Source organism: Psychrobacter sp. W2-37-MNA-CIBAN-0211 (assembly GCF_040309405.1).
Lineage (GTDB): Bacteria > Pseudomonadota > Gammaproteobacteria > Pseudomonadales > Moraxellaceae > Psychrobacter > Psychrobacter glaciei.
The window spans coordinates 59,843-85,574 of sequence record NZ_JBEOOU010000001.1; the positions used below are offsets into that span (position 1 = coordinate 59,843).

The following is a 25,732-nucleotide window of genomic DNA, read 5'->3' on the forward strand; positions in this document are numbered from 1 at the left end:
AGACGTATTGGCTGGTTATTTTCTGTTTTATTTCCGCATATAAATAATATATAGGAACCGTTATGAAGAAAGCCTGGGTTTTGATTCTATTGCTTGTCGTAGCCGCTGCTGCCGGTTGGTATTACTGGCAACAGCAGCAACTTGCACAAGCCCTACCGCTAGGGATAGTCAGCTCAAACGGTAGGCTGGAGCTTGAGCGGTTTGATATTGCTAGCCTTTATCCAGGCAGAGTTGAGCAAATGCTGGTGGCGGAAGGGGAAGATGTCGATGTCGATCAGCTGCTTGTTAAGCTGTCTTCTTCACAAAGCGAAAGTCAGTTAGTAGCGGCACAGGCAACCGAGCAGCGCGCACATGAAATGGTGTCACAGGCACGGGCGGGTCGTAAGCAAGGAGAGCAGGCAATGGCGCGTGCTAACGCCCAAATTGATGCGCAGATTGAACAGCAAAAAGTAGCCAAAATGGAGTTGGATAATGCCCGCAAGATGCGCCGTGAAGATTTGGTTTCAGACTCAGAAGTGACCAAACGCCAAGCGGCATACAATGGCGCGGTTGCGGTCGTGCAAGCGGCTAGAGCGGCGTATGCAGAAGCGCAGGCAGCCGTTCAACAAATCGATGCTCAAGTAGCGGAAGCAAATGCTGGCGTCAATCAGGCCAAAGCTCAAGAAAAATCTGCCGCATCGATGAATGACGATATGTTGATACGCAGTCCTAAAGCTGGCCGCGTGGAATACCGAATTGCCGAGGTTGGTAGTGTGATTGCAGCAGGCAGCAAAATGGTTAGCCTGCTAGATACAGAGGATGTGTCTATGAATCTTTTCTTACCTAATGGGCAGATGAGTGGCCTACAAGTCGGTAATGACGCGAGAGTCGTGCTGGATGGTCTGGATAGTGTGTGGCCCGCAAAAGTATCGTTTATTGCATCACAAGCACAGTTTACGCCCAAGTCAGTGGAAACACAGAACGAGCGCGAAAAGCTCATGTTTAAAGTGCGTATCAAGTTACCTGTGGCAATAGCCAAAGAATACAAAGGCCTACTCAAAAGCGGCATGACAGGTAATGGTTATGTGCGTAGCAATACCGACGTAGCATGGCCGAATAACCTTGCTATAAACCTTCCCAAAAAAGGCCAATCCTAGTTTCTCACGTTCGAGTATGACAGCAGAAAATGAGGTCATAAATTATTCAGAGGGTTTTACAACCGAAGAGTTATCTTTATGAATAAATTAACGATACAAACTGAGAGATAACGTATGGATAGCCAACATACCGCCGTTGAAATTAACACTGTTTCGCATACATATGGCAAAACGGTTGCTCTTGATAATATTTCCCTAAATATCTTACAAGGAAGCACTGTTGGGCTAATTGGTCCTGATGGTGTTGGAAAATCAACGTTGTTGTCTCTTATTGCAGGGGTCAAGGTCATTCAAAATGGCTCTGTGCAAGTATTCGGTAAGAATATGGCAGAAAAATCTGCACGTGAGGCGCTGTCAAAACATATCGCCTTTATGCCACAAGGCTTAGGGCATAATCTTTATCCAACCCTGTCGGTATATGAAAATGTGGAATTTCATGCGCGACTGTTTGGATTGAATGCGCATGAGCGCCATGTACGAATAGCCCGTTTGCTTGAGGCAACTGGGCTAGCACCGTTTCCTGATCGTGCGGCTGGCAAGCTATCGGGCGGAATGAAGCAAAAACTGAGCTTATGCTGTGCGTTGGTGCACAATCCTGACTTACTGATTCTTGATGAGCCAACCACAGGGGTAGACCCCTTATCACGCCGTCAGTTCTGGTCATTAGTGGCCTCGTTACAAGCTGAACGTGAAGAGATGACAGTCATCGTGTCGACAGCCTATATTGATGAAGCCAAAAATTTTGAATACCTGCTAGCGATGGATGATGGCAAGCTCTTAGCCAATCAGCGGACGCAAACCGTCATGACAGAGCTGAATGTCACATCACTTGAAGAAGCCTACATCAAGCTATTGCCACCAGAGAAACAAACGAATGCAGGCGCGTTGGTTATCAAGCCATTTGTCCCTGATCCTGATGCGCCGCCAGCTATTGAGGCAAAAAACCTAACCAAACGTTTTGGAGATTTTACGGCGGTTGATAATGTCAGCTTTTGTATTGAGAAAGGTGAGATTTTTGGTTTTTTAGGCTCTAATGGTTGTGGTAAATCGACCACGATGAAGATGCTGACTGGATTGATTGATAAAACAGAGGGCTCAGCCAAACTGCTGGGTCAATCTATCGATGCAAATGATATAGCGACAAAAATGCGTGTCGGTTATATGTCGCAGTCTTTCTCGCTCTATGAAGAATTGAGCGTACGTCAAAACTTAGAGCTGCATGCAACCCTTTATCAAATAGAAGGGGAGCGTGGACAGGAGGCCGTAAAGGATGCATTAGATAAATTTGACCTCAGTGCCGTGGCGGATACAGCGCCAGCCTCATTGTCACTAGGTATCCGCCAACGATTACAGCTGGCAGCGGCTTGCCTGCATCATCCTGAAGTATTGATTCTGGATGAGCCAACCTCAGGTGTCGATCCTGGTGCTCGTGATATGTTTTGGCGACAGTTATTGACGCTTTCACGAGAAGATAAAATCACGATATTTATTTCTACTCATTTTATGAATGAGGCCAGCCGATGCGATCGTATCTCCTTTATGCATCGTGGTCGCGTACTGGTCGTTGGTACACCGACAGAGCTGACACGTAATAAACAAGCAGAGGATCTCGAAGAAGCCTTTGTAGAGTATCTGCTGGAAGATGAAAAAAATGACAATGAACCCACCAGCCAAAACGACACGACTGAAAATACGCCAGCAGAATCAGCGATCATAGCGTCTGAATCTGATAGTCAAACCGACAAAACCGACACGCTTAAGTATTGGTTTACCACTGTTTGGACATTTGCCACGCGTGAATTTAAAGAGCTATTACGCGATAAAATCAGGCTGTTTTTTGCTATCGTTGGGCCCATTATTTTGATGGTCATGACCGGTTGGAGTATTTCTTTCGATGTGCATGATCTACCGTATACGATACTCGATCAAGATCACTCTGCACAAAGTCGACAGTTGACGGAGTACTTTTCGGGCTCAGAATATTTTACATCTACGTCACCCGTAGACTCTATAAAGGCCGCTGAATACGCGCTTAGAAGCTCTGAGACGCAATTGGTCATTGATATTCCAGTGGATTATGGACGTGACTTATTGGCCAATAGACAACCAGAAGCGAGTTTTTACATTGATGGGACAGTGCCATTCAATGCGGCCAATATTGAAGGCTATGTAGGGGGGATTATGAGGATATATATCACAGACCTTCTTCAAGATACTGGCTTGCCTATCGATTTAGACCCTGCTGCTGAGGTGGTTCCACGCTTTATGTATAACCAAGATTTCAAAAGTGTGAACGCGGTCATTCCCAGTGTGCTAATGATGATACTCATGTTGATTCCGGCAATGATGACCACGCTGGGTGTGGTACGTGAGCGCGAAGTTGGCTCGATATCAAACCTCTACACATCACCAGCCAGTGTGCCTCAATACCTGCTCGGAAAGCAGCTACCTTATGTCGCTCTAGGGCTGATCAATTATCTCATACTTGTGCTCATGGCCATATTTTGGTTTAAAGTGCCCATAAAAGGCTCTTTCTGGGCAATGTCTTTTGGCGCATTGCTGTTGGTCTATGTGTCTACAGGACTGGGGCTGCTTGTGTCTAGTTTGGTTCGCACACAGGTTGCCGCCTTGTTTGTCACCGCCATCGTCACTCTGATACCCACGATTAACTACTCTGGGTTGTTGTATCCGCTCTCTAGTATGGACGGCATCGCTTATGCCATTGGGGTCGGGTTCCCCGCATCTTGGTATCAGCGTATCAGTATTGGCGGGTTTACTAAAGGACTGAGTTGGTCCAGTTTTTTGACGGAGTACATGGTTTTGACCGCTTTTGCCTTGGCATTTATCACATTTGCCTCTATTTTCCTGAAAAAGCAGGAGGTATAAGTGCAGACTTTTAAAAATATCTGGACGTTGACCATCAAAGAATTGCGCAGTCTGTTTGGAGACAAGATACTGTTTCTCATGATTGGCTTCGTGTTCTCTGTCACTATTTATACTGTGGCAGAAGGCATCAATACGGATGTACGTAATGCGCCTGTAGGTATTATAGATTTAGACCGCACAGCCCTGACCAGACAAATTCGAGATGCTCTACAACAACCTTACTTTCTGCCTCCTGTCGATGTGAAACGCGAAGATGTCGATGAGTTGATGGACAAAAGCAAGCTTATTTTTGTGCTGGAATTTCCACCTGGGTTTGAACGAGATGTGCTGGCTGGACGAAAACCGCAAGTTCAGCTGTTAATTGATGCCACCACCATGACTCAAGCAGGTATTGGGCAAGCCTATATTCTCCAAATATTTAATCAGGAAGTGAGTGATTTTTTAAAACAAGCCGATCCACAGTTATTGGTCAAGCCAGTACTGAACATGATATTTAACCCAAACGGAGACAGCTACTGGTACACACCAGTTATGGAAGTCTGCAATATGATTGCGCTCTTGGCAATAGGGTTGTCCGGTGCCGCTGTTATCCGTGAACGCGAACGTGGCACCATCGAGCATCTCTTGGTGATGCCCGTTAATACAACAGAAATCGTGATTTCAAAAATACTTGCCAATAGCTTGGTGATTTTATGTGCCTCCATGTTATCGATGGTTTTTGTGGTCCAGTATCTGCTTGGCATTCCCATTAACGGGTCCCTGCTTTTATTCGGTAGTGGTGTGGTCGTGTATCTGTTCTCCATATCTTCTCTCGGCATTATGCTATCAACCATGGCACCGAGTATGCCGCAGTTTGCCTTATTGATGTTGCCTGTCTTAGTCGTATCGTTACTCTTATCTGGATCTATAGCGCCGCGCAGCAATATGCCCGAAGCGGCACAAATGATAAGCGAGTATTGGCCCACGACCCAGTTTGTCAGTTTTACTCAAAATGTTTTATTCCGTAATGCTGGCTTGGACATTGTTTGGCCTGAGCTATTAGTCATGACAGGTATTGGCGTCATGTTTCTTATTTTTGCTTTAGTACGCTTTAAAGCGATGCTTGAAAAGCTAGGATAATGTACAAAACAGGCTGGCCCAATTTGGCTAAATAAAAGCCAGTCATACATATAACGACATCTTAGGATAAGTCCTAAAAGACGTTATAGGGCGTGTTTGATATTCGATCATGGCACTGAATTAAAAATAATGATAGAGAATATAAGGAGAAGAAGCGCATGTTTCCATTATCCAAAATTGTGAGTTTGGGAGCATTGGTCTTGATCTTAAACGCCTGCCAAAGCACACAGGTTGTACGCCAAAGTGACATTTCTATTCCGACAACATTTGACGAAAACAAAGCGGCGAAGGGCAGTCCAGAAATTAGCCACTGGTGGCGACAATGGCAAGATCCGTTATTGAGTCGCCTGATAGAGCAAGGCTTACAAGACAGCCCCGATATCCGCATCGCTGAAAGTCGTTTTGCAGAAGCAGTGGCAATCAGTCGTCTTGCCACTGCTGATCTTGGGCCACAAGCTGGCGTCAATGCTTCAGCGGGCATTATAAATGGTTCGGCTCATCTGTCTGCAAATGACAACCTCAGTCGTCTATTGGGTGCTAGTACAGCGCTGCTGGAGACGCACCAAGATATAGACAGCAATCATGCTAATGCAGGATTCTCTGCTGCGTGGGAGCCAGATATATTTGGCAGAAAACAAAGTGATGCTGATGCCGCCCGTTATGCGGCGTTGGGTGTACAAGAAAAAGTATATGGCGCGCAAATGCTACTGGCAGATCAAATTGCTGATCACTATTTTCAAGCCCGTGCCGCCCAGCAGCGTGAAGTCATTACCGCCCGCAATGTAGAGATATTGATGCGCTTTGAGCGATATATAAAAGGGCGTTTCCAAGCAGGTCAAGTCACCATGTATGAAGTTAATAATGTCCAAAGTAAACTCAATGCCATGCGTGCGAAAAAAAGCACAATCGATGCAGAGTATGCAATGCACGTACGTAGCATAGCCGTACTTATCGGGCAAGTACCGCAAGGTTTTGAGCTGCCCTCTACGACTGTAGACATTCTCAATCATCAACCGAGTGCGCCCAGTGGCCAAACGCCCCAAGGGTTGCTAGAACGTCGTCCAGATCTGCGCGCCTATGGCGCACAAGTCAATGCCTATTCTGCCAAACTGGCAAGTGCCAAAGCCGATCTGCTGCCACGTTTTTCCATTCGTTTTTTAGGTCAAGGTGGGCGTATTGACGTTGACAGTGATGTGCCAGATTTGAAAGGTTGGGGCAGTATATTGAGTGTGGGTATACAGGTTCCCATTTTTACAAATGGTCGGATTAAGGCCAATATCGAAAGCGCAGACGCTCGATTGCAAACGGCGCTACTGCAATATGATCGACGGCTACTGCGTGCGCTTGGTGAGGTGGATAATACCTATCAGGCGCATCAGGCTCTACAGCAGCAACAAAAATTGCTGAACAAGTCTTATCAGCAGTCTGCCAAGCGTGCCAGCGATGCCGAAAAACTGTTTCGTTATGGTTATCAAACGTTAGATGAAGCTCTGACAGCGCAGCTGGACTCAGAACAAATACAAGAAAACTTGATTTACTCGCAGCTTGCTCGAGCACAAATGCTACTGAACCTTTATAAATCACTAGGAGGAGGGTGGGTAGAAAATGTCACTGCTGAGGTATCATAAATTTCGCTAACTATTTGCTACTGATTTGCTCATCCCAGTACGGCGGCGTGCCATAGTAGTCCATCATAAAATTGTTAAAATATCTGACTTTATGGGGCAGCAGTTTTAGAGAGGCTGAACCGCCCCGAGTATACCGGAGGCTGATTTACTTGAGTCAGGCAGTGATGCCTGACAGGATTAAATTATCATAATACCGTCTTTCAAATCAGACCTATATGCTCCATTGACCGTTTCAGCCAATGCATTGTCGTATGAACCACCAGTCGTGCCAACAGAAGCAATAATGCTAGAGTCAGTCATTTTATCCTTGATCGTTGCGTGTTTATATTTAACACTCCAGTATTTTACTGTTAGTAGCAATATCAGCATTATTGTTAGTTTGGTTGGTTGCTGGTTACTTAATCCGTATGGCAGCGGTTAGAGCAAAGTGGCGATTACCCGTATTCCATTTGTTAGAAACTTCTAAATAAAATAATAACCCTACCGTTATAAAGATGTCTACGAGCGAGCTGTGTTGTTTTAGAGAGTCGTTATTATCTGTGAACATCTCATTTTTATCACCATTTTTAAAATGAGGATACGCCTGAATACTACTATACAGTGAGCGTAATTTTACCCACTGCTTTACCTGATTCAAGGTGATCATGTGCCCGTGCTACCTCCCAAATAGAGTAGTTACTATCATCTATGATAGGCGTGATTTTGCCAGTATCAACTAGCTCTGCAATCATTGTCAGGATACGACCGTGCGATTCATGGTTGACGCCATGAAATAATGGAATGAGCACCAAAACACCGTGAAAGGATAAGGCTTTGAGAGCAACTTGCAATGGATCAGCAATGGGTAAAATAGTGGCGACATGGCCATTGAATCTAACGGCTTGAAAAGATTTTTGAATATTATCACCAGCCACTGTATCGAAAATTTTGTCAAAACCCACGCCGTTAGTATACGTCGCCACATAATCATCAACCTCCGCTGTTGTATAATCCACTAGATGATCCGCGCCTAGTGTTTGTGCTAATGCACTATTAGCAGGAGAGTAGGTAGCGGTGACTGTCGCGCCAAGTACTTTTGCTAGCTGAACGGCAATATGACCAACGCCCCCTGTTGCACCATGAATCAAGACATTATCGCCTTCTTTGACATTCATTTTTTGTACGAGTGCCTCATAAGACGTGAGTGCGACCAACGGCAGGGCTGCGGCTTGCTTCATGCTGAGTGTTTTAGGCTTTTTAGCCATTAAACGCACATCGACCAACATGAATTCAGCAAGTGCACCATCAATACCGTTGAGGCCACCAGCCATACCATAAACTTCGTCACCAACACTAAATTCAGTGACGTCGGCACCTATCTCGCTCACAATACCAGCTACATCACCGTGTAGTATCTCTGGCAAATTTTCTGACCAAGGCAGCTCGACTGAGCGTAGCATAGTATCAATAGGGTTCACACTAGTGGCTTTCACTTCCACAACCATGTGACCTAGTGTTGCCGTTGGTTTTGGTTTTTCTGCCAATTGAAAAACTGCAGTTGTACCGATTTCTCTAATGATCATCGCTTTCATGTTATTACCCTTTACTGGTGTGGATGTCTTATTGTTTGTTTCAGGACAATCAGTTTAGACGTTGCTAATCCAGCAAACCATTACCCAGTAAACAAATTACTTTTGCCTTTTGAGCAAGCCATGGTTACAGTTAAATGGAATACCTATTAACTTAATAAAGGAGTGGCAATGAGCTCAATAAATCGATTGGCATACTTCAATAGTGTTGTCGAAACCGGTAGCATTTCAGAGGCCAGCCGCATCTTTGATGTACAGCCGTCTTCTATTTCACGGCAGTTAGCAGTGCTTGAGAAAGAGCTGGGCGTACGTCTGCTCAATAAAACGACCAGAAACACCAGTTTGACTGAAGCGGGGCACAAATATTACGAATACTCTCAGCGAATTGTGTCAGAGTTTGATAATGCCAAAAGAGCCGTTAATGACTTACAAATAACGCCACAGGGTAAGCTTAAAATAAGCATGACAGTTGGTTTTGGTGAAAGCATGGTATTACCGTTAATACCGAAATTTATGTCGTTATATCCAGATATTGATATAAAAATTGAGTTAACAGAGCGGGTTATAGATCTTATAGAAGAAAATATTGACGTGGCTATTCGAAGTGGACGCCTATCTGATTCGACCATGATTTCCAGACGCTTGGTATTTAATGATTTTCTGCTGTGTGCAAGCCCCCAATATTTAAAAAATAATGGCACGCCTTGTAGCATTGACGATCTAGCTGATCACCAATGTATCCGATATGGTTATAACGGTTGGAAAGAGTGGTTTTTGATAGCAGAAGATCGTAAAAAGTTGGTGATTAATAGTCAGGTTTCAGTGAACTCGGTGAATGGTCAGAAGCAGCTGGTATTGAGTCATGCAGGCCTAACGCTAATACCATTGTGGGCTGTTAAAGATGAATTGGCGAAAGGGTCATTGGTTCAAGTCATGCCAGATCATATTTTTAGTCCCTATGAAGAGCTTAGTGCTACTTACGCTATTTATTTAAAGCGAGATATGGTCTCACCAAAAACGCGCGTTTTTTTAGATTTTCTGGTAGAACACATGATAGCGATTTGATTTTGGGTCTGCAGCTTGATCGCACGAATTTTTATAGTCAACGACTGCTAAATGCACTTTCATGAATATTGATATTTTTAAAGACCGAGTATGAATAGTTTATGAAAAAATAGGAGACTGCCCAATCCGCGGATTATTTCATATACGATACATGGCTAGGCACTCATGACTTGATGAATGCTTCTAAATTTAAAATGACTATTACTCTTAAATATCAGCCTATGGAGCTTTTATGACATCTAAACTATTTATCAGTGGCTCAATTATGCTGGCCCTTGCTGCACTGTCTGGACTGATGGAAAGCTTATTTTACGGTGACATTGGTTCTGATGGCGTGCTCCAAGAAAGCTTGTTTTTACATCTGGCTTTTATTTTTTTAGCCTTAGCACTAATTCTTTATTGCTTATCATTAATCATGCACATAAAAACGAGCGTGACAGGTACTCAAATGAACTAGGGCGTGTCTTCAATTCACTCGATAGTCATCTCAATGGGCTAAAAATGGCTAAATCTTGCCAAACATCGTCAAATAGCTGGTTAATATCCCGATATTATCTGCGCTATTTTCCTTGTTTGACGGCAATTTATCTCATTTTTATCACCATTTCTGAAATGAAGACACGCCCTAAACACTTACTCCACAACCACATTTATTGTTCCCAAGAGAGCAATTATGATAAATGGATTTGATGCAAAAAACCTAATTCGCAAGATGCGTATATATTGAAAACATTAGGATGCTTTTTTCAAATAGTCTAACCAGAGGTATCTAAAGAGTTCATCAAAGCAGTCACCACTAAATTGTTTACATTTTTGAGTGAAAAAACCACCTCGTCATAATCTGAAGGTAGCTCCGCAATGGGCACCTTCACAAAACCATCCTTTCTTATTGTGCTTTCGCTCCATGCAAATCCTACACCTAAGTTTTGGTAAACCGCATCGTAAACACTTTCTTGGGTGTTTACGATATACGTAGGGGTTATCTCTAAATTAATTTTTACCAGTGCCTCATTTATAAGTTTTTGAGTGGTAGAGCCGTGCGTGCGGAATATAACGGTTTCCGACGCCAGTTCAGTTAAGCTTATAGACTCTCTTGATGCAAAAGGGTGGTTCGGTGAGCATAAGGCAACGAGCCGCTGGGTAGCACACTTCTTAAACTGCAACCTATCATCCTTTGGCATATTTGCAAGAATGCCAACATCTACTTGACCGTTAACGACTCTACTGAACGTTTCATAGAAATTACCAAAATAGATTTCAGTCTGTAGCTTGGGATAGCGCTTACTAAACTGCCTGATAATTTCAGTGCCCGGCAGCGGGCTGCATAGAGCTACCTTTAATATAGCCGCTTCAAAGATTTTACTTCTTTGAATCAGCTGCTCTAGATCATCTTCAACTGCTCGTATTTTACTCGTCAATGACCCAAGCTCTAAGCAGTAATCTGTTGGCACAAGGTGCCTGCCACGCTGCATAAATAGCTTAAATCCAAGATTGTTTTCAAGCGTAGATAGTGCTTGGCTAATGGCAGATTGAGACACGCCCAAACGTCTAGCTGCCTGCGTGTAATTACCTTCCTCAAGCACCGAATTTAATATGTTTAGCTGATTATAAGTGTAAGGTTTTTTCGTCATATGACCGCCGTTTCTCGTATCGGTTTCAGAGATTGTCAGGCCTATCTCTGGGAAGTACGAGAAGTTATACACGATAAATAAGACTGAATGATTAAATGTATAAGCTAACCTTATATTTGACGCCAAACTGTCATATTCATCTTCTATATTAGTTACATGTAAACGATTAAAGCATTGAACAATTTACCTAAATGTATTTGCTTGAGCTATCACTCACTGCCAATACCAAAATATAAGTTTGGGCTTGAATTATGTTAGAACTAAGAAATGTGACTAAGAAGTATGATGGCAAAGTTATTTTTGAGGATATCTCCCTAAAAGTGAATAAGGGTGAGATTGTTTCAATATTAGGCCCATCTGGCTGTGGGAAAACCACGTTGCTGCATATTATTTTAGGTCTAACCGATATTAGTTCTGGTCGGCTTGCTTATGATAATGAAGACATCACACGTGTGCCTATGAAGCACAGAGGTTTCAATATTGTATTCCAAGACTATGCGTTGTTTCCTAACTTGAATGTAAAACAGAATATTGAATATGGGCTACGTAATAGACCTAACGTCAGTACGCAAGCGGAGGTTGATGAGCTAGTTGATCTTTTGGAGATTAAGCCGCATTTGAACAAGCGAATCAGCCAGCTCTCTGGGGGACAAAAGCAGCGTGTTGCATTAGCGCGTACTTTAGTGATGAAGCCTAAAATTTTATTATTAGATGAGCCTTTATCTGCCTTAGACGGGGTTATTAAAGAGACCATTAAGGCACGTATTCGTGAGATTGCAGAGCGTTATGAGCTAACCACTTTGATTGTGACACATGATCCTGAAGAAGCGATGACACTCTCTGATCGCATTTTGTTGTTATCAGACGGCAAAGTAGCTCAATATGCTAAACCATCAGAAATCATCAAAAACCCTGCCAATGATTTTGTTAAGAGCTTTATCTTGAATCAGCTAAATATCAAACGTCGTAATATCTTGAGCCTATTTGAAGCGGACAATGCGCCAGCTGATCCATTAGAAAAATACACTCAAATGAGACCTGCACTAAACAGTAGCTCAGTCACTGAAGATATCAATTCCATAATCCAGCGCACAGCTACTAAATCAATTAAAGACACCTCCAAAGGTTAATCGCACTAGGCCAACGCTGGTCTCTCAAAACTTACTTATTTCGCGCGTAGGTCATTATGAAACTTAATAACTCACCGCTAATGAAAGCTTCGTGGCTTTTCATTGGTGCGCTATTTCTCGTCTTTATGTTTGTGCCTTTGGGTAAAATGTTGGTGCTGTCATTTGATGTGGCTGATGGATTAGATCTAAGCCATTACGTCGATATCATCAGCAGTAATGACTTCAGACAAGTGATGTTAAATAGTTTTTTTGTCGCCATTGTTAGTGCGATGAGTGCCACCTTTTTAGCATTTATCCTTGCTTATACGGTGCACTGGACTAACTTGCCAAAGGGTTTTAAACAAACCATTAAGCTTGCGTCACTGTTCCCTATGCTATTGCCAACAGTGACTTATGGGTTTGCCATTATTTACACCTTTGGTAAGCAAGGTCTACTCACCAAGATAATTGGCTTTCAGTTGTTTGAAGACATATATGGCTTCTATGGTATGTGGCTTGGCTACACCATCTATACCTTGCCAATAGCCTTTTTACTGCTTAACAATACCTTTCAGTATTTGGATAAGAAATTCGTAATCGTATCAGAACTGATGGGCGATTCACGCTTACGCCAGATAGATATGACGGTCATTCGTCCTTTAATTGGTACGTTTGCAGCCGCTATCATTCAATGCTTCTTTTTAGCCTTTACTGACTTTGGTATTCCAGCCTCTATTGGTGGTCAGTACAAGGTTATCGCCACTGAGCTTTATACCCAAATACTGGGTGCATCTCCCTCGTTTGAAAAGGGATCTGTGGTTGCTTTGTTTATGCTAATCCCCTCTGTTTTGAGCATTCTACTGCTTTGGTATGTGGCTCGATTTAATGTCAGATATGACTCAGTAGAGCATTTTGACTTGCCTACCTCTAAAGTCAAAGACAGAATTCTGGGTGTGTTGTCCAGTGGTATTTTGATTTCACTATTATTCGTATTTGCTGTGATATTCATCATTCCATGGATTAAGACATGGCCTTACGAGATGGTGTTTAGTACAGACACATTTACTAAGGTGACCGAGTCCTCGAACCTAATGCGAGTGTATAAGAACTCACTTATTGTCGCCACACTAACGGCTGTTTTTGGCACCATTATTACCTATGTTGCCGCGTTAATATACGAGCGTTCAGGGCTATTCAAGATAGGTAAGTTGACGATCGAAAGCTCAGCATTAGTAACCAATACAGTGCCAGGTATGGTTATTGGTATTGCTTACCTGATGGTTTTTTCAGGCTCATCGATATCGAACACCATCTTTATTATTGTGATTAGTAATATCATTCATTACTTCTCCACACCTTATCTCATGAGCAAAAATGCACTGTCAAAAATGAACTTAGGCTGGGAGACCACAGCTTCTTTACTTGGCGACTCATGGCTACAGTCTTTACGCCGAATTGTTGTACCCAACTCAATATTTACACTGATCGAAGTGGCCTCGTACTTCTTTATCAGTGCGATGGTCAGCATCAGTGCAGTGATATTCATTTCAGGTGCGAAGACGATGGTGCTGACTACAAAGATTGTTGAATTACAGCACTTCGCCCGCTTTGATGAGATCTTTATCTTGTCGCTGATGGTGCTACTCACAAATATCACGGCATTAATATTCTTCGCAGGGGCGCGATATCTTTATACCAGAAACATGTATGGAACAACAAAAATAAAATCAAAAAAAACTACAGTGACGACGGTTGCCTAAATATCTCCATCTACTTTAGGCATTAATGTGACGAAACCAATGTCACCTTTAATTACTCAAATAATCAGGAATAACAATGAATTTATTTAAAACTATAATAACGGGATTGACTTGTGGAGTTTTAGTGGCAGGTTGTGGGTCGCAAAGCTCGGACGATACAGCTGGCGAGGAGGTGATTATTTATAGTAATGCTGATGAAGAGGCAGTCGAGGTTATTCAAGAGGTGCTTGATGAGGCAGGCTTTGAAGGTCAATACATATTTCAATCGTTCGGAACGGGTGAGCTGGGTGGGCGACTATTAGCTGAAGGAAAAAACATTGAAGCTGATATGGTGACAATGAGCTCGTTTTATATCGAAAGTGCTCAAGCAAAGAACCCAATGTTTAAAACGTTAGCATTTACGGCAAACCCACAGATTGCAACGCCTAATTATTACGCACCGATTCTCAGCTTTACAGGTGCTATCTTACTCAACACCAAAGAGATGGAAGTCAATAATCTTCCAATACCTACCAGTGCCAAAGACTTAGCCAATCCTATTTATAAAAATCAAATTTCTATGGTTGATCCAAATGGCTCATCAACCGGTTGGTTGTTTGTACAGGATATTGCTGCTGAATATGGCACCGATGCTGAAGGTCAACAAATCATGAATGCTATTCGTGAAAATGCAGGACCTAATTTAGAGCTATCTGGCTCTGGTCCTCTTAAAAAGGTAATGGCAGGTGAGGTGCCTATCGGTTTCGGTCTACGTCATCAGGCAGTCGCTAATAAGGCAAAAGGTTTACCAATTGATTTTGTTGATCCCAGTGAAGGTAATTACACATTGACTGAATCGGTTGCTGTTATTGATAAAGGAGAGAAAACCAATCCTAAAGCAATGAAAATGGCTGAGTTAATTGTCACTAAAGCTCGCCCAGGTTTATTAGAGATTTATCCAAATATTTTGTATGACGGCGAGACAGTAGCTGCTGAGAATCAGATTGATAACTCTAAGACCTATCCAGAGCCATTAACTGCCGAGCTGTTAGATAAGCACCGTGCTTTTTTCCATGGTGAGTAATTTTAGTTGAATCAAAATAATGCCCATTCATGCTTAGCTATATTAGTTCATAGGTTAAGCAAGTAGAGGGCTAATTAATAAAGATGTATGGGAAGAGCAGATATGACAATGAGCAAAATACTTTCTGATAAAACATACGATGTCGTCGTCGTAGGTGGGGGTATCGTTGGGCTGGCAAGCGCCTACGCCGCCGTTAAAAAGGGGCTGAGTGTTGCAGTTGTAGAACGCCAGTCTCAGAACAAAGATGCTTCTGTTCGTAATTTTGGATTTGTGACCGTTAGTGGTCAGCGTCGAGGTGAGCATTGGCAACGCGCCATGCACTCGCGTAATGTTTGGGCCGAGATTGCCCCAAAAGCAGGTATTCAGGTAGAGCATATCGGTTTGCATATGTTAATGCAGAGACCTGAAGCGGTAGATGTTGCACAAGCTTTTTTAAGGACGGAAATGGGTGAAGGGTGCCGACTACTGACACAGTCTGAAGTTGATAAATCCGTACCTTATCTAAACAAGGGAGAAGGGGTGTTATATAGCCCGCATGAGCTTAGAGTAGAGTCCAATACTGCAATTGCTAAGCTGGCTCATTGGTTACAAGAGACGCAGAGTGTGGACTTTTATAATCACACCACGGTGACTTCGGTGGAATTACCAAAAGTGCATACCAGTCGTGGTGTACTTAACGCTGAGCACTGTGTGGTCTGCCCCGGATCGGACTTTACTGGCTTATATCCAGACGTGTTCGCTAAGACCAAAGCTAAAATGTGCACGCTAAATATGATGCGAGTCATGCCCAAAAAAGCATTTAGATTAAATGCCGCTGTCATGTCAGATTTAAGCTTTGCCCGTTATGATGGATTTGCTCAGTTACCTGAAGCTACGGTACTAAAAAGCTTACTTGACGATATTCAAAGTGCAGAGCGTCAAGCAGGTGTCCACCTAATTGTGGTTCAGTCTGAAGATGGATCACTAATCATCGGCGATAGTCATGATTATAGTGATAGAGAACTGCCGTTTAGAGACACCCGAATTGATGATCTAATCATTAATGAATTTAAGCAGGTGATGGATATTGGTGAGATGGATATTACTCAGCACTGGTTGGGTGTATATCCAAGTGCAGATGATGTGGTATTTAAGACATCACCTGAAAAAGGCGTGGTAGTCGGTTCAGTCACTAGTGGTACAGGGGCATCAACAGGTTTCGCTTTTGGCGAAGAGTTAATTGAATTGGTATTGGAATCAAAGCAATGAATACAGTAAATAATAATATAATAAGCAGCAGCTCACATAGTGATAGTTTAAACAATATTAAAAACAAATTTTTTGATATTAAGCTCTGTGTGTTTGATATGGCTGGCACAACAGTAGATGAAGGTAACCTAGTCTATAAAACCGTACGTAATGCGATCAATGAAGTACTGATGCGCGCTGGCAAGTCAGATAAGCAAGTGAGTCTTGAGTTGTGCTTAGAATATGGTGCAGGTAAAGAAAAACGCAACGCCATCCGCGATATTTTGAACATGCTAGATTTATCTGATGCTGATATTGAATCATTAACGGATACGGCGTTTGCAGCCTTTAAAGTCAATCTTGCAACTGCTTATAGCAAGGACACCTTATTTGAGTTTGAAGGCATGTCAGAGTTGTTCGAGCAATTGAAGGCGAGCGGTCGTCATGTGGTATTAAATACAGGCTATGATGCTAAGACTGCTAATAAAATTTTAACTATTTTAGGTTGGTCTGTGGGGGATCAAGTAGATGCATTAATAACAGCCGATGATGTAGACAATGGCCGTCCAGGCCCTGATATGATTACTCTTGCGATGAAACAGTTCAATGTTGATAATTCACAACAGGTGTTAAAAGCAGGGGATAGTGGTATCGATATTGAAGAAGGCCAAAATGCAGAGTGTGGGCTGGTTTTAGGTGTGCTATCTGGTGCACAAAACGAGCAGCAGCTAGTGAAATATTCACCTGATGCGATTTTAGATAAGCTGACTGATTTAAAGGCGCTTATTTAACTTAAAGCTAGGTCTAAGCTTCAATATATAAAACAGAATAGGAAAGCCATAAGAGCAATGACTTTTATGGCTTTTTTAATTTGGCTACGCTATCAATAAGCGCATAACCATTGAACGGTAAGGTTCTTTCAGCATAGATCATTTTCAAACTACAATACAAATCCGTAAATTTACCCTGCATAAGTAAAATATTTATTCGCTTATTTGTATCAGTACCAGTAAAATGCGCGAATGTTTTCTATACTAGTTTGTGAGTAACCAATGATACGTTTAACTGAAATTAAATTGCCGTTAAATCATGCACCTGAAGAGCTAACGACTGCTATAACGACAAAACTTAAAATTTCTGCTGAGCAAATAGACGCAGTTGTTATGTTTAAACGTGGTTATGATGCTCGTAATAAAAGAAATATCCAATTAATTTATACGCTAGACATCACACTGACCGACTCGGATTTAACCCATGATTTACTGGTTCAATTTGAGTCAGACAACCATGTTAAAGCAACACCAGACACAAGTTATAATTATGTTGGCCAAGCACCAGAGGATTTAACTGAGCGTCCTATCGTTATTGGTTTTGGACCTTGTGGATTGATGGCTGGACTTACTCTTGCCCAAATGGGTTTTAAACCTATCATTATTGAACGTGGTAATGAAGTAAGACAACGCACCAAAGATACCTTCGGCTTTTGGCGTCAGCGCAAATTAAACACAGAATCTAACGTACAATTCGGTGAAGGCGGAGCCGGTACCTTTTCCGACGGTAAATTATATAGCCAAGTGAAAGATCCCAATCATTATGGCCGTAAAGTCATGACGGAATTTGTAAAAGCCGGCGCACCAGATGAGATTTTATTTGTCAGTAAACCGCACATAGGTACTTACAAGTTAGTCACCATGGTAGAAAAAATGCGTGCTGAGATCATAGCACTCGGTGGGGAAGTCCGTTTTGCTACTCGCGTAGACGACTTGCACATCACTGACTCAAAAGTAACTGGCGTGACACTTAATAGTGGCGAAACCTTAAAAACTAGCCATGTTATTCTTGCTGTGGGTCATAGCGCCCGTGATACCTTCCAAATGATCCATGATAAAGGCGTGTATGTTGAAGCAAAACCTTTTTCAATTGGCTTTAGGATTGAACACAAACAGTCAACCATAGACCAAGCACGCTTTGGTGACAATGCTGGAAACGAAATACTTGGCGCTGCGGATTACAAACTGGTTCATCATTGTAAAAATGGTCGTTCTGTTTATAGCTTCTGTATGTGTCCAGGCGGAACCGTTGTTGCTGCCGCATCAGAAGAAGGCCGTGTTGTCACTAACGGCATGAGCCAATATTCAAGAAACGAGCGTAACGCCAACAGTGCTATTGTTGTAGGCATCGACCCAGAGCGAGATTACCCAAACCATCCTCTTGCTGGTATCGACTTGCAAAGACAACTAGAAACCTTAGCGTTTGAATTAGGCGGCAAAAACTACAATGCACCAGCGCAAACCATTGGCGATTTCTTAAAAGGCAAACCAAATTCAGAATTAGGGGATGTTAACCCGTCTTACACACCAGGCATTACCTTAACCGACTTAAGCAAAGCACTACCTGATTTTGCCGTGGATGCCATACGTGAAGCCATTCCAGCGTTTAATAAAAAAATCAAAGGATTTTCATCTGACGACGGTTTACTAACTGGCGTAGAAACCAGAACATCGTCACCAATCAGTATTAAACGCAATAAAGAATTTCAAAGCATTAATACCAAAGGCTTGTTCCCTGCAGGCGAAGGCGCTGGCTACGCAGGTGGAATATTATCAGCAGGGATTGATGGCATTAAAGTGGCCGAAGCTGTGGCAAAATCGATTTTAAAGATAGAGTAAGAGCGGCTTTAGGCAAATCATAATATTAGGGTCTGTTGAACATTCAAATGTGGTGCTGGGAGTTACTATTTTTTAGGCAATATGCAGTGAAATTTTTGATGCCTAGTCGTTCTAGGGTAGACAATTTCGCCATGTATTGGCAAAAAAGAGTATTGCCCTGAAAGGCCGATGCTAAAATCCCCAAACTAGGTGCAAGCCTAGCTAAGGTCTCGACATTATCGTCGGTTTACGCCTGATTTGATAAAATGTTTGATGCAATTTTAGCGATCAGCAGTCCTAATATTTGAATGTTCAACAGACCCTAATATAACGAAAAATATTAAAATAAAATAAACTCAAAAAATTCTTATATTAAATAAGGACAATCTATTTATTCATAGTGATGCTAGAAAGTAACCAACATAGACCTACCTTTAGATGATTTTTGATGCCCGAACATTACTAACGTTTTCAAAAGGTTGTTACTGCTTGACCCTTGACAACAGTTGATGCTATATTTCGTAGCGTGGCGAATTCCAACCAAATTTAGGATGTTTCGATAAATAATCTTAGGAATAAAAATAAATGATAAAAAGATTTGATCGGGCGGATGTTGAAAAGCTTTCACTAGAGTTTGCTAAAGAGATGATCGATTTTAGCGATGACGGTAGTAATGCAATGATTGAAGATCATTTAATCAAGCGTGCTACAAACATGGCTATTGCTTGGCTTGAAGGAGAGGATTTACGTTCGAAAATGTTTGAGCAGCAATGTGCTAACTGGATCGATTTGGCTGAGGTAGATATTTCAAGTCTTAATTTAGAGTCATATAAAAAATATTGGTTTATAGCGCGCGAGCACGGCTCTACTAATCCGCTTGAGTTGATTCATGGTAAGTTTATAAAGCCAGTTGAAAGTAAGCTTGTAGATGCTGGAAAATATAATAAATACTATGCCTCGTTTGCTGATATTCAAGATGACAGAGGCAACAATTACATAGCTCAGTATATTATCCCTGCAGAAGATGGGGCGATATTTAATCAAGACTTTGAGCCATTAGCACCCAAAGGTGTAGTGGTCAAAAATAAAAGCTTTTCGTCCACTATACATATACAGCCGAAACACTAATTGAGTGCGAAAAACGGTATTATGATAATTTAATCCTGTTCGGCATCGCTGCCTGACTCAAGTAAATCAGCCTCCGATATACTCGGAGCGGTTCAGTATTTGCAGATACCTGCTAGGATACCTTTAAAATGTTGTATGAAAATATATCGTAAGTTATATAAAATTAGGATGTAATATATCAAACAATAAAAAGACCCCACAGCGTATAGGCTATGGGGTCTTTTTATTGCTTCTGATAATATTCGTTGGTGCGCCCACCACGCAACGACTAACTTAGCATAATCCTTTATTATTAAGGGATAAGGTAGTTAAGTATTTATTTTTAACAACAAATTTAACAACTTCTTAAGGTCTATTGATTTGCCATCCGATTGAGATTGGCTTTTATATCATGAATGACCTGATTTGATAATTCTTTCTCAATGTTATGATCTTTAATAACAGTCAAAAAGTCCTCAGCAACTGATGCTACCTGATCAATAATAGCTTGTGCCTTGTTTTGCTTAATATCAGCAAGTTTAGCCAGTTTTAACAAGTGAGAGAGGGTAGGATGCCGAGCTTCACCAGTTACATCCATTTGGTGATAACCATTCATACCTGAGTTATAAGCGAGATCATAGACGGGCGATAACGACCACCTGCCAGCCTTGTCCATCATAAAAGAGAAGTTTTTACTATGATCGTCTTTATTATTAAAGATGACATTAAATACAGCATGTCTAAAACCCTCTTCTACAGCAACTTGCGATTGAGTCAACATACGCACGCAGCGCAAATACTGCAAATAATCTATTGAAGGAATACGAAAGTCAATATCTAACAAACCCGCCAGTGTATGAGTATGAACGCGTTGATTGCCCATGCGGTCAAAACGCTCAACCCCAAAAGCAGCATGTTGTTCACCGATATCAAAATAATGATGCGCAGGCATGTTTAGGCCTGCTTGCTTAGCCATATCAGCATAAAGTGACTCTAATAGACAAACGCTTTTATGCTCAGATTGGGCAGGGAACTTAATCAGCCACGGCGTTGCGGATGGCTGTTCGCTTGTTAAGTCCGTAGCAATAAACTCGGTTGCTTCATCATATAGGACAAGTGCTTTTGGCCTTGCGCCTTGTGGTGAGCCACCAATGACGATGAGCTCAGCCAGTATGTCACTATCTTGTCCAGATAAAATCGATTGATTGGCAGCGGCTAGTTTAGATAAAGTAAAATCAGTGATATCTATATCAGCGCCTGACAGGTCTTGTTGTGGCTCAAAGCTAAGCGCACCCATTGCAGAATCACCAATATAAGCCAAACGATCCAAAACATTCACTTGTTGTGCAGAGCTGTCCATAAATTTGCGAAAAAACCTATCCATTAGTAGCATTCCCCAACCATCGGGTAAGCTGTCTGATAATAATCCGCATAAGTAATGGCTCGACGCATGAGTACCATAATACGGTGCTGCTCGTAATGGCATCTCAATGGGTGACAGCTCCAGTCCATCAGCCAGCCACGCTGCATCATAGCCAAAGGTAGGGCGTCGCCCATCCATTGTTAATTTACCGATAAGACGTTTGTCCCCGAATCCCTGGTAGTAAATATTGACAATTGATATCGGTTGATACACTGAATTGGTTACCTTATGTCAGCTTTTATTTGAGGCACGCAAGCGCGAATTTTTCTTAGCGATAACCTCTTCTATGTTGGTAGGTACTATATCAAACAATTCAGCAAAGTGATGGACCATACCAAGCCCCATAGCGAGCCTGATCACGTTATCTAATGTACCGCCTTGACCTGATTCAATGCGAGCTACAGTGCTGACGCCAATACCTGCCTTCTCTGCTAAGGCGGCTTGTGTTAAGTTTAATGCCAATCGCTGCGTTTTTAAGCGTTCACCTAAAATCTCGGCAATCTCACTTGGCGTATAAAAATCAAACCTTACATTCATAATTTAATCAATCATATAAGAGTGTTAAACCATTATTTTAGCACTTAGTCATTCAAATATGAATGCTTATTTTTCTGAAATAAATAATTAGCAAAAAATATTTGTAATTAAACCCCGATATTAAAAAAGTCAGCTAAATAATTTTAAAGATAATAAATGTTTGGTAGGCTATAACATCAGCGGCTAGCGATGACTTTGCACTCAAGATTTTATCTCTTTATGCTGTTGAAAATATTCTATTGTTGATAATGTTGTACGCCAAAAATCTAAGACTGCGGCACCTGATAAAAGTATGACTATCAAAAAAATACTTGATTTCTTCAAGAGCGGCCATAGTGTTAGGGCAATATGTTTTCTTCAGCATAGCCTAGTATTGTAGCTAAGCGTATCACATCATCAAGCAGCATCACTTTAACAGCTCAGTTAGTGGCAAAGGCAACTGCTTTGATAACGCACACATAGAAAGCTTTTCGGGTGGGGAGTACTGCTCCTCAAGTAAGAATGAGCTTATGTATCATCAAGACTTTGAAATAACAACTGGAGCCATCAACGATATTATTAAGTATGTTGAGCTTGATTATAATGAGGAGCGATTAGCAAAGCACTGCTTTGAAACGAGAATTAAAAAAGGTTTAGGCTATAGATCGCCAAGGCAGATGTGGTTTGGTTATTATCGTTAGGTTGCATGACTAAAGTATCTCAAGTTTAATTATATGGATTTGAGGGCAGGGTTCACTACGGTTTCTTCAGCATAGCTCAAGCAGTGTGACAGAGCCCATCCCGAATTCTGTTTAACTACCAAAAAAATGCACTGTGAAGTACACTACAATTATTTATATAACTCTAACCATTACTACCAATAGTCTACAGACCAAGATCCAAGTCCTCACTAGGGTGCCGAACCAGTGAAAGCACTTTATTGGTTCGCAATAGGTATATTCAATAAAATTCAGACGAACAATAGAGGCTCTAAAAACAGAATGCGTTCCTATGTCATTTAGTGTTTTTAACTTTTTTACGCCTACAGGTTCCGACTGTAAATCCTCGATTTTGGATTGTTATTAGTAAAGTAAAGACATAACTAATGGAGGCTAAAAGGGTATGTATCTAAACCATCAAGGCTTAGGTGGGTTTATTATTTTAGAGTAATGAGCATGTAACAGTTGTATTAATTCCTCATTGGTAGCAATCCGACCTTCCACAAAATCGTCAAAAAGGTACTGAGTGTCAGGGTTTGCAGGTATATTGTCTACTGCAAAGCTACCTGAAGTAAGTGCATTGCTATGCCGGCGCTTCGCAATTTCGGCTTCACTTACAAGGATAGGGCGATCATCAGACATTTTTCTTTCCATTTCATAAGTTGAGGCAGTTGTCGCAATTTTTGCGATAACTGCATTTTAGAAAATGGTGTAACTGTCGCAAAATTTGCGATAGTTGCCCATTAACTATTTCTTACTATTTTTTGGGCTCTCGATTTCTGCGTCATTTAGTGTGATAGCGTGCAAATGGTACTTAAACGTTAGATATATATGGAAAGCTTACAAGATTTTAGAAGTCATTGAACAGAATAAAATGTAGCCGTGATCAAATTCCTACCAAACTGAGATTTTCCCAAACTTTGCGTAAATATTGGTGCAGTAGGTAAAGGTCTTCGATGAATTCTACACGGTAAATATATGGCAGCAGTTACCAAATATACTAAAATCTAGAAGAGTAATACACGCTCTGAACCGTCCCGGGATTGTCGGAAACTTAAAGAATGAATATTAATATTTTTAGTTATTTCGTCCCCTGCATAAGAGAGCCCATCCCAGATTCTGTGTAACTGCCCTTTAGATTAAATGCTTACTGATACGATCATCAAACATAATCACAAAACGATTAAGAGCAGCCGTCCAGTTACGAATTGGCAACGACCACTTTTTGGATACCTGCTGGGTGGCTAAGTACACCACCTTGAATGCGGCTTGATCAGATGGGAACACCTTACGCTTATTCACCGCCGTACGAATCACGCTGTTTAGTGATTCTATAGCATTGGTGGTATAAATGGCTTTTCTAATGTTTTTAGGATACTCAAAGAACACCGTCAAGCTGCGTAACTAAAATCTCCCAAGTTTAACTGTACGGATTTGACGGCAGGGGTCAATCCAGGTGAAAATGTTAAAACAGATGAACAAATTGCAGAGTATGCACGATCATCATTTGTCAGTTACCATCACCAAAATGGCACCTGTAAAATGGGAATTGATAGTTTGGCAGTGGTAACACCACGATTAAAGGTTCGAGGTGTTAAAAGATTGCGTGTGGTAGATGCCTCTATTTTCCCGTTCGTTATGGCTGGTAATACCAATGCACCTACAATTATGGTAGCAGAAAAGGCAGCTGATATGATTAAAGAGGACAATGTATAAATTACATATTAAGTCGGACATCTAAATCCGACTCCATGTAAATACTGTTTAGCTTGTAAAATAAATGAAGGGAACCCATAAGCTGATAGCTTATGGTTTTTTTTGGCTATGCTGAGTATCATTGGATATATTGAATTGTATTATAGTCAGACTAGGATTCGAAAGGCTTTAGGTTATAAATCGCCAAGACAAGTGTGGTTTGATTATTATCGTCAAGCTGCGTAACTAAAATCTCCCAAGTTTATCTATACGGATTTGACGGCATAGGTCAAGGAAGGTAGTGCAGATAATATCGAGATATTAGCAAGCTACGTGACACAGTTTGGCAAATATTTATTGTTTAGATTGAGGGCACGCCTTAGTATAGATACCGTCCAGTCGAAAATTCTTGAAGTAACTTAGGGACTTTGTAGGATTGGGAAGTGGTTGAAAAAAATACGCAACGTCTTACAATTTTGTTTACCACAACAAAGAAAAAGGCTATGACGGGTAGCGACGTAAGAGATTGTATCTTTGAGAGATGTGAATGCTCGTTAAGCCAAATTAAAAACGCAACAACAATACGCTAAACTGGTACTTATATGGCTGTCGCCACTTGGTAGAAAATGTTCAGAGGTATTACTACTCGCTTGTGTCTTTATTTAGTTTAGGAACTATAATTTATAGTATTTTGACTTCCACTCTAGCGTCGATCAAGCCAAAAATAATATTTTTATCATCAAAAAAATGGTTGTCTCGTATTTATGAAGCATGTCGCCTTATATTCATGAAAATATAGATTGGACTAAATGACAGTGGTCAGATAAAAAACTGCGGTTATGGGCTAGTAATATGCAAATACCACTAGGCCGGTTACTTGGAAAACTGCTAATGCTATGGTTCAATTTAAATGTTGAGGTACGATTAGATTCTGTTCATAACAAAAAATATCGAATCACTAGACGAACCCTGTGCGAAAGAGCGTACCAACGACAACAAAGGCGACAGAAAACAAAGTGACCAATATGATATTGATTGAAAACCCTTTCAGGGTCTGAACAGACAGTCTGGGTATCCGATAGAAACGAGCGTGTAAAGCAACCAGAACAGTCATTAGCAATAATAGTAATTTGAGACTAATAAGAATACTAAAATCATTATCAAGTTTAAACCATGCAGCAATGTTGGGTAATAGCTGGTAGGCCATCCAAAGTCCAGTGATTATTTGCAGCACCAAAGCTGGCATCCCAACCCTCTCAAACAGCTGCTCAAACTGCATCAGACCATCAATATTTCGGGATGATAGCGCTTTTGGTAATACCACCAAGGTCAAAATCAGATGACCACCTGTCCAGACAGTAGCGCCTAACAAGTGTAATATGAGTATATAATTAAGCATAGATAAAAATCCTTAAATGCTACTGATATATGA

At 41.5% G+C, this 25,732-nt stretch carries 21 protein-coding genes and 3 pseudogenes; 16 read left to right on the top strand and 8 right to left on the bottom strand.

Annotated features, from left to right (window positions below):
- Positions 1-62: 62 nt before the first annotated feature.
- From AAEY72_RS00265 to AAEY72_RS00280, 4 genes are all read left to right on the top strand, one after another.
- A complete protein-coding gene (locus tag AAEY72_RS00265; protein WP_352308968.1) occupies positions 63-1,136 on the top strand; it encodes an HlyD family secretion protein in 1,074 nt (357 codons plus the stop codon).
- Positions 1,137-1,250: 114 nt separating this feature from the next.
- On the top strand, positions 1,251-4,022 hold the full coding sequence (gene rbbA, locus AAEY72_RS00270) for a ribosome-associated ATPase/putative transporter RbbA (RefSeq protein WP_352308970.1): 2,772 nt from the start codon (positions 1,251-1,253) through the stop codon (positions 4,020-4,022).
- Positions 4,023-5,141 (top strand): ABC transporter permease, encoded by a 1,119-nt coding sequence (locus AAEY72_RS00275; RefSeq protein WP_352308971.1) that lies wholly within the window; start codon positions 4,023-4,025, stop codon positions 5,139-5,141.
- A 158-nt stretch (positions 5,142-5,299) separates the two neighbouring features.
- Positions 5,300-6,769 carry an efflux transporter outer membrane subunit gene (locus tag AAEY72_RS00280; protein WP_352308972.1) on the top strand — a complete coding sequence of 490 codons (1,470 nt, stop codon included), beginning with the start codon at positions 5,300-5,302 and terminating at the stop codon, positions 6,767-6,769.
- A gap of 177 nt (positions 6,770-6,946) precedes the next feature.
- Here AAEY72_RS00280 and AAEY72_RS00285 read toward each other — a convergent pair whose 3' ends face one another.
- Together AAEY72_RS00285 and AAEY72_RS00290 are read right to left on the bottom strand one after the other, a co-directional pair.
- Positions 6,947-7,069: a hypothetical protein gene (locus tag AAEY72_RS00285; RefSeq protein WP_275691790.1), complete on the bottom strand. Its 123-nt coding sequence runs from the start codon at positions 7,067-7,069 to the stop codon at positions 6,947-6,949.
- Positions 7,070-7,362: 293 nt separating this feature from the next.
- Positions 7,363-8,340 carry a zinc-dependent alcohol dehydrogenase family protein gene (locus AAEY72_RS00290; protein ID WP_352308973.1) on the bottom strand — a complete coding sequence of 326 codons (978 nt, stop codon included), beginning with the start codon at positions 8,338-8,340 and terminating at the stop codon, positions 7,363-7,365.
- 168 nt (positions 8,341-8,508) lie between these two features.
- On the opposite strand from AAEY72_RS00290, the gene AAEY72_RS00295 reads away from it, so the two are divergent.
- A complete protein-coding gene (locus tag AAEY72_RS00295; RefSeq protein WP_352308974.1) occupies positions 8,509-9,402 on the top strand; it encodes a LysR family transcriptional regulator in 894 nt (297 codons plus the stop codon).
- Between the two features lie 232 nt (positions 9,403-9,634).
- Positions 9,635-9,859 (top strand): hypothetical protein, encoded by a 225-nt coding sequence (locus AAEY72_RS00300; protein ID WP_352308975.1) that lies wholly within the window; start codon positions 9,635-9,637, stop codon positions 9,857-9,859.
- A gap of 298 nt (positions 9,860-10,157) precedes the next feature.
- On the opposite strand, the gene AAEY72_RS00305 is transcribed toward AAEY72_RS00300, so the two are convergent.
- Positions 10,158-11,033, bottom strand: a complete 876-nt coding sequence (locus AAEY72_RS00305) for a LysR family transcriptional regulator (protein WP_352308976.1) — start codon at positions 11,031-11,033, stop codon at positions 10,158-10,160.
- Positions 11,034-11,284: 251 nt separating this feature from the next.
- On the opposite strand from AAEY72_RS00305, the gene AAEY72_RS00310 reads away from it, so the two are divergent.
- The 7 genes from AAEY72_RS00310 (at position 11,285) to AAEY72_RS00340 (ending at position 19,968) form a co-directional block, all read left to right on the top strand.
- On the top strand, positions 11,285-12,163 hold the full coding sequence (locus AAEY72_RS00310) for an ABC transporter ATP-binding protein (RefSeq protein ID WP_352308977.1): 879 nt from the start codon (positions 11,285-11,287) through the stop codon (positions 12,161-12,163).
- A gap of 56 nt (positions 12,164-12,219) precedes the next feature.
- Positions 12,220-13,902 carry an ABC transporter permease family protein gene (locus AAEY72_RS00315; RefSeq protein ID WP_352308978.1) on the top strand — a complete coding sequence of 561 codons (1,683 nt, stop codon included), beginning with the start codon at positions 12,220-12,222 and terminating at the stop codon, positions 13,900-13,902.
- Positions 13,903-13,978: 76 nt separating this feature from the next.
- Positions 13,979-14,965 (top strand): ABC transporter substrate-binding protein, encoded by a 987-nt coding sequence (locus AAEY72_RS00320; RefSeq protein ID WP_352308979.1) that lies wholly within the window; start codon positions 13,979-13,981, stop codon positions 14,963-14,965.
- Between the two features lie 102 nt (positions 14,966-15,067).
- Positions 15,068-16,213 (top strand): TIGR03364 family FAD-dependent oxidoreductase, encoded by a 1,146-nt coding sequence (locus tag AAEY72_RS00325; RefSeq protein WP_352308980.1) that lies wholly within the window; start codon positions 15,068-15,070, stop codon positions 16,211-16,213.
- Positions 16,210-16,983, top strand: a complete 774-nt coding sequence (locus tag AAEY72_RS00330; protein WP_352308981.1) for a phosphonatase-like hydrolase — start codon at positions 16,210-16,212, stop codon at positions 16,981-16,983. The genes AAEY72_RS00325 and AAEY72_RS00330 overlap by 4 nt, the downstream gene beginning before the upstream one ends.
- Before the next feature lie 261 nt (positions 16,984-17,244).
- Entirely contained in the window at positions 17,245-18,861 is a 1,617-nt protein-coding gene (locus AAEY72_RS00335) for an NAD(P)/FAD-dependent oxidoreductase (RefSeq protein WP_352308982.1), read from the top strand.
- 564 nt (positions 18,862-19,425) lie between these two features.
- The gene (locus tag AAEY72_RS00340; RefSeq protein WP_352308983.1) at positions 19,426-19,968 is read left to right on the top strand and encodes a hypothetical protein; all 543 of its coding nucleotides are present in this window, start codon (positions 19,426-19,428) and stop codon (positions 19,966-19,968) included.
- Between the two features lie 352 nt (positions 19,969-20,320).
- Here the strand turns inward: AAEY72_RS00340 and AAEY72_RS00345 are convergent, their stop codons facing one another.
- Both AAEY72_RS00345 and AAEY72_RS00350 read right to left on the bottom strand, forming a co-directional pair.
- The gene (locus AAEY72_RS00345) at positions 20,321-21,583 is read right to left on the bottom strand and encodes a type II toxin-antitoxin system HipA family toxin (protein ID WP_352308984.1); all 1,263 of its coding nucleotides are present in this window, start codon (positions 21,581-21,583) and stop codon (positions 20,321-20,323) included.
- A gap of 18 nt (positions 21,584-21,601) precedes the next feature.
- Positions 21,602-21,907, bottom strand: a complete 306-nt coding sequence (locus AAEY72_RS00350) for a helix-turn-helix domain-containing protein (protein WP_201599331.1) — start codon at positions 21,905-21,907, stop codon at positions 21,602-21,604.
- Between the two features lie 383 nt (positions 21,908-22,290).
- Between AAEY72_RS00350 and AAEY72_RS00355 the strand changes: the two are divergent.
- A pseudogene (locus AAEY72_RS00355) lies at positions 22,291-22,587 on the top strand (hypothetical protein); the annotation flags it as partial.
- A gap of 435 nt (positions 22,588-23,022) precedes the next feature.
- On the opposite strand, the gene AAEY72_RS00360 reads toward AAEY72_RS00355, so the two are convergent.
- Positions 23,023-23,247: an antitoxin VbhA family protein gene (locus tag AAEY72_RS00360; protein ID WP_201608376.1), complete on the bottom strand. Its 225-nt coding sequence runs from the start codon at positions 23,245-23,247 to the stop codon at positions 23,023-23,025.
- A gap of 492 nt (positions 23,248-23,739) precedes the next feature.
- Positions 23,740-24,003 (bottom strand): annotated as a pseudogene (locus AAEY72_RS00365) (transposase); the annotation flags it as partial.
- Between the two features lie 36 nt (positions 24,004-24,039).
- On the opposite strand from AAEY72_RS00365, the gene AAEY72_RS00370 reads away from it, so the two are divergent.
- Together AAEY72_RS00370 and AAEY72_RS00375 are read left to right on the top strand one after the other, a co-directional pair.
- Complete coding sequence (locus AAEY72_RS00370; RefSeq protein ID WP_352308985.1) at positions 24,040-24,321, top strand: GMC oxidoreductase; 282 nt, start codon at positions 24,040-24,042, stop codon at positions 24,319-24,321.
- A gap of 99 nt (positions 24,322-24,420) precedes the next feature.
- Positions 24,421-24,546, top strand: a pseudogene (locus tag AAEY72_RS00375) (IS3-like element ISPar1 family transposase); the annotation flags it as partial.
- A gap of 712 nt (positions 24,547-25,258) precedes the next feature.
- On the opposite strand, the gene AAEY72_RS00380 reads toward AAEY72_RS00375, so the two are convergent.
- Positions 25,259-25,699, bottom strand: a complete 441-nt coding sequence (locus AAEY72_RS00380) for a CopD family protein (RefSeq protein WP_352308986.1) — start codon at positions 25,697-25,699, stop codon at positions 25,259-25,261.
- Positions 25,700-25,732: the final 33 nt, after the last annotated feature.